This is a genomic window from Moorena sp. SIO3I6, from assembly GCF_010672095.1.
In genome coordinates this window covers 1-1181 of record NZ_JAAHHU010001532.1, presented here as the reverse complement: position 1 = coordinate 1181, position 1181 = coordinate 1, and the positions used below count along the sequence as shown (strand labels likewise).

At 45.0% G+C, this 1181-nt stretch carries 2 protein-coding genes; both read left to right on the top strand.

The window, feature by feature from the left end; all coding sequences use genetic code 11:
- Positions 1-11 precede the first annotated feature (11 nt).
- Positions 12-209 carry a hypothetical protein gene (locus F6K49_RS50955; RefSeq protein ID WP_075896063.1) on the top strand — a complete coding sequence of 66 codons (198 nt, stop codon included), beginning with the start codon at positions 12-14 and terminating at the stop codon, positions 207-209.
- 377 nt (positions 210-586) lie between these two features.
- Positions 587-748: a hypothetical protein gene (locus F6K49_RS50950; protein ID WP_293110540.1), complete on the top strand. Its 162-nt coding sequence runs from the start codon at positions 587-589 to the stop codon at positions 746-748.
- Positions 749-1181: the final 433 nt, after the last annotated feature.

Here is a 1181-nt window from a genome sequence, read left to right as displayed (position 1 = left end):
TACCTAAAATTATGACGTACTCTGAACGCCTCTATCCATGGGCGGTCATTCACCTATTGCCACAAATGCAACGGGTCGTTGTTGGTCGTTACCGGAACCGGTCCGATGCCGAAGGGCATTTGCAGGCGCTTAAACGACTGATGCCTGATGGGAAATTTATTATTATTTTTGATTTGCCTGAGCCTATGGACGAACAACCTGAGGAGTAAGATCGAAGAATGTGATCGCACAAGCGATCGCATAATTTCTTAGATTCTTGGAATTTAGGATAACTGTTGAAATTTCCGACAGTGAACGATTTTCACCCTTTGTTGCTGTTGCTAGTAGTATCATGATTATCGAAAATTGCTGGAAATCCCGACAGTAAAGGATTTTCAGGCTTTGTTGCTGTTGCTAGCGCTATTGACCTTTGGTCACGCTACGCGAACGTGATCATCCGAAATTGTTGTAATTTTCGATAACTATCGCCCGTTGCTCAAGCTAACGCGATCGTTATTAGCCCAAATTGCTGGAATTTTCGATAACTATCGCCCGTTGCTCAACCAACGCGCCATTGACATGCAGTCACGCTACGCTCCGGAAGCGTTTGGCCAAAGGCCTCCGCTACGCGAACGCAAAGCGTGGCCTTTGGCCTCAGCTTCCGCGCTTATGCGATCGCGAATTGCTGGAAATTCGGACAGTAAATGATTTTCAGGCTTTGTTGCTGTTGCTAGCGCTATTGACCTTTGGTCACGCTACGCGAACGTGATCATCCGAAATTGTTGTAATTTTCGATAACTATCGCGCGTTGATTAAGCTAGCGCTATCGTTATTAGCCCAAATTGCTGGAATTTTCGATAACTATCGCCCGTTGCTCAAGCTAACGCGAGTCACGCGAAGCTTCCGCGCTTATGCGATCGCATGATTTCTAAAATTGCTGGAAATTCCGACAGTAAAGGATTTTCACCCTTTGTTGCTCAACCAACGCAGTATCGTGATGATCCCAAATTGTTGGAATTTCCGATAACTACCGCGCGTCGATTAAGCTAGCAGTATCGTGATGATCCCAAATTGCTGGAAATTCCGACAGTAAAGGATTTTCACCCTTTGTTGCTCAACCAACACACTATCGTGATTATCCAAAATTGCTGAAATTTCCGATAACCAGGGAAATTGATTAACCTAGCAATATCGTGATCATC

What these genes read in the sequence shown, in the direction of transcription:
- F6K49_RS50955 (WP_075896063.1), top strand. Translation starts at nt 12, where the DNA reads ATGACGTACTCTGAACGCCTCTATCCATGGGCGGTCATTCACCTATTG.